Below are 3,893 nucleotides of genomic sequence, written 5' to 3'. Positions count from 1 at the left end.
CCCGATGCAGTTTGAGGAAAACTGGCTTGCGGCTCAGGCCCATCAAGCCCGTTCATGATCTCGGTTATGGGATACGGAATCCAGGGGCAAGGTCATTCATACATGCCCATTTCAAGCCTCCCACGGATTGATGATCTGCACACCGGCTGCGTGGAAAGGCGCGGTGTCGCGAGAGGCGACGATGAAGCCGCGCGAGGCCGCGATGGCGGCGATGTAGCCGTCCGGCGTTGGGAAGCCTCGCCCGCTGGTCCTGGCCCTCACGGCCAGCTCGGCATAGTGCCTGGCCGCCTCGGTGTCAAAGGGCAGCACCCGGTCCCGAAACAGTCCGAGCAGGCCGTCAAGCGCCTTGGCCAGCATGTCCTTGCGCTTGCCCTCCGGCAGCGCCGCGATGCCAAACAGCAGCTCGGCCAGCGTCACGCTGGACAGGTAGAGCGTCTGGGCGGCTTGCGCGTTCAGCCAGGCGCGTACGGCCGGATGCGGCTCGGGCTTCATCGCCTCGGAGACGACGTTGGTATCGAGAACGATCATTCAAACCCCAGCGGCATGGCCGGTGCCCGGTCGCTGAGCCGGTCGAAGACCTCGAAATCCTCGTTGGTCAGGCCCATGTCTCGGCTCAACTCCGCGAGCGCATCGCCCAGGCGAACGCGCGTTTCTGGCTTGACGGCGATGGCCAGGATGGCGCGAACTTCGGCCTCGGTGCTGCGCCCATGGAGCGCGGCCTGCATCCGCAAGGCGCGATGCACGTCGTCGGGCAGGTTGCGTACGGTCAGCATGGCCATTGGCGTCACCTCATAAAAATACATTCAATGCCGTCATTTTACCTAATTGAATGCAATGCAACACGTAAAGGGTTGTCATCACGCAAAACAGCTTTTGACGACACACCTCAACCCGCTTCAAAAGACCGGGCGCCAGTGACTGGTTCAAATGGCGGGTGATTGACATGACTGCTTGTGCTTGCCCCAACCGATTTCTGGCTTGGCTGGCATCTTGAAGCCAAAACAAGAAAAAGCGAAAGCGTGACGGTTCCTGGCCGAAGGAGCCGTTTCGAGTGACTTGTCGAACGCAAAATTGCCACAGACTGGACCCCTTGAGGCGCTGATCTTTGGAGCCTGGAAGCCGGACAGCCTTGAGGATTTGACAGCGCAGAGAATGACAGCTACCATGAGTAGAGTAAAAGGAAAATATTATAGGAGCAAGGGCTAATCTCGCTACGCTCAATTTCCCCGACTTTCGCTTCGCTTTCGTCGCCGGTCCAGCTGCGCTGGCCGGTTGAACACCCAAGACAAAACAGCCAACAGCCAACAGCCCAATGCCCAAACCGCCGCGCGCCCAGCCCAGCAAATCGCCTTCACCGCCCCCAACGCCCCGCCGCGGCCGCACGCCCAAGGCCCCGGAGTCGCTGCAACGCCACCTGGTCGCGTGCCGCCTGACCGACGCCGAGCTCGCGCAGCTCGACCTGGGCCGCGGCGTGCTCACCCGCGGCGAAGGCCTGCGCCAGCTCGCATTGGCCCGGCGCCTGCCCCCCGGCATTCCCGAGGTCAACCGCCAGGCGTATGCCGAGCTGGCCCGCGCCAGCGCCAACCTGAACCAGCTGTCCCGGCGCGCCAACATCGAGGGCCAGCTCGAGGTTGCCGCGCTGTCGGCCACCCTCGCAGCCTTCCGGTTGGCGCTGCTCGGCGTGACGCCGGCCACGCTGGACGCCGCCGAGGCAGAAGGAACTGAAGAGGAAAGTGAAAAAGACGATGACAGGCCAGGGGAAAACGTCGACGCCGCCCCCCCAGGCGAGGCAGGCGCCGAAGGCCTCAATGACCCGAACCCAGGGCAGGCGCCCCCATGAAAGGCATGCAAAAGATCAGCCGCGGCAGCGGCTTCAAGGGCGTGCTCAGCTACGCATTCGAAGGCAAGGACCAAGAAGTGGGGCACGGCCGGCTGCTGGGCGGCAGCATGGCCGGCACCACGGCGCGCGAGCTGGCCGCTGAATTCCGGGCGATTGCCCGCCTGCGGCCCGACATCGCCCGGCCCGTGTGGCACAACAGCTTGCGCATGCCGGCCGGCGAAGACATCAGCGACGCGCGCTGGAACGCCATTGCCACAAGCTATTTGAAACGCATGCGGTTTGATGTGAAGCACACCCAGTACGCCGTGTTCAAACACGACGACGCGCATGTGCACCTGGTGGTCAACCGCGTCATGACCGACGGCAGCGTCTTTCTGGGGCGCAACGAAAACCTGCTGTCCACCAAAGTGATCCAGCGGCTGGAGCACGCCTTCAAGCTCACACTGACCCCGGGCCCCACCTACAGCGCCGAGGGCAAGATCGTCATGCCCGAACGGTCCAAGCCCAGCAAGAACGAGCTGGAGCAGGCCCTGCGTTTGGGGGAACTGCCCGCACGCCTGGCGCTGCAGGCGCGGGTGGCGACCGCCCTGCAGGGCCGGCCCACGACGGGCGAGTTCCTGGCGCGGCTGGATGCGGCCGGGGTGCAAGCCGTGCCGAACATTGCCTCGACAGGGCGCATGAACGGCTTTTCGTTCGAATGGGACGGCATTGCCTTTACCGGCAGCCAGCTTGGGGCCGCATACAAGTGGGCGGCAATTGAAAAGGAAATCCAGTATGACCAAGCCGGAGACAGTCAAGAGCTTGCCCGACGCCAGGCAGAAGCACGCCACCGGCGAGCAGATGGCGCAGCTGCAAAGCCAGCTGGAGACGCAGCGTCAGAGCCTAGCGGCGTTGCAGCCGCAGCTGGAGCGCCTGCAGCAGCAGCTCAGCGCGCTGCCGCTGGAGATCTCGACGCTGGCAGCGGCGATCTGGCCGCTGGCGCAGGCGTTGCACGAACTCGTTCCGCTGGTTCAGTCCTTGACAGCGATGGACCTGGATCAGCGGCTCCAGGCAATCGAGGCGATATTGCCCCGGAATCCGCAGGGCCAGTTGCTGCCTCTGGCGAGCGAGGCAATTACGCTGTCAGCGGCGAAGACTTCGAAGGCCGCGACGGACAGCCTCGTGACGCTGGCCAAGGCTTTTCCGCGGGACGCCCAGGGGCATCTGAAGAAGGTGGCCAGCGAGGAGCTTTTGATCGAGCGAACGCAGCCCGGGCTTTTGAAGAAATTGCTCAGTTAGCCCTCCGGCAGGACGAAGATACCAAGCGCGAGGCGTGGCGCCTTCAAGCCGCTGCCTTGAGCGCGCCAGGCTACCGGCTGACGTTGACAGACAGCCTGCAGCCCTGGGGGGGCCTGCGCCCGGATCCTCTGGGCACCGGCCAGAGCGGGGACGAAAAAGAGATGAGAGAGGCACCCGCGCAGAGTTACAGCGCTGAGGAGGTGGCAGCCCTCATTCCAGAACTTTGCGTTTGCAGTGCACGGGGCTTCGACGTGTACCTCACGCCCGTGGATGAGGCGCATCACTACCTGGTGGTGCAGGGCGTGCGGCCAGAGCGTCTGGCCGGGCTGCGTGCACAAGGGTACAGGCCAGCGCTGGTGCAGCAGAGCGGCGAGGGTGATGTGCAAGTGGTCCTTAAAACATCCCGGGACGGCAGGCAAAACGGCGAGGACCGCCTGGTCGATACCCTGGCCCTGGCATTGAATCAGGAGTGGGCAAGTCAAAACGCACCGGCGGACACGCAAACTGGCAGACAAAGGGCCTTGCCGATGGCCGGCTTTGCCCTGCATGCGCCGGGGAAGAGTGAAAGCAATGCGAAGAGCGAAAAGAGGAGCGCGTTGACCGTCATCCTGGAAGCGCTGGGCCAATTTTGCAAGAAGACCCTGAAGCGCCTGACGGCGCTACGGCGCCAGTCTGACCATGATGGTAAGCGTCCGCCCAGTACCCGTATTGAAATTCAAGACTCAGTCTGGTGGAGCCACTGGTTGATTTCGGCCACGTCGAATGCGGCAGGGTC

At 63.7% G+C, this 3,893-nt stretch carries 4 protein-coding genes; 2 read left to right on the top strand and 2 right to left on the bottom strand.

Annotated elements, in window-relative coordinates:
* Positions 1–111: 111 nt before the first annotated feature.
* Both RCH06_RS17665 and RCH06_RS17660 read right to left on the bottom strand, forming a co-directional pair.
* On the bottom strand, positions 112–528 hold the full coding sequence (locus RCH06_RS17665) for a type II toxin-antitoxin system VapC family toxin (protein ID WP_327082773.1): 417 nt from the start codon (positions 526–528) through the stop codon (positions 112–114).
* The gene (locus RCH06_RS17660) at positions 525–779 is read right to left on the bottom strand and encodes a FitA-like ribbon-helix-helix domain-containing protein (protein WP_327082774.1); all 255 of its coding nucleotides are present in this window, start codon (positions 777–779) and stop codon (positions 525–527) included. Before RCH06_RS17660 ends, RCH06_RS17665 begins: the two co-directional genes overlap by 4 nt.
* Positions 780–1,312: 533 nt before the next feature.
* Between RCH06_RS17660 and mobC the strand changes: the two genes are divergently transcribed.
* Together mobC and RCH06_RS17650 are read left to right on the top strand one after the other, a co-directional pair.
* Positions 1,313–1,840, top strand: a complete 528-nt coding sequence (gene mobC / locus RCH06_RS17655; protein WP_327082772.1) for a plasmid mobilization relaxosome protein MobC — start codon at positions 1,313–1,315, stop codon at positions 1,838–1,840.
* Positions 1,837–3,893 (top strand): relaxase/mobilization nuclease domain-containing protein (locus RCH06_RS17650; protein WP_327082771.1); only part of this gene is annotated, 2,057 nt, incomplete at its 3' end. The genes mobC and RCH06_RS17650, both read left to right, overlap by 4 nt.

The sequence above is a fragment of the Polaromonas sp. CG_9.5 genome, from assembly GCF_035984465.1.
Lineage (GTDB): Bacteria > Pseudomonadota > Gammaproteobacteria > Burkholderiales > Burkholderiaceae_C > Polaromonas.
This window is presented reverse-complemented; position numbering and strand designations above follow the sequence as displayed.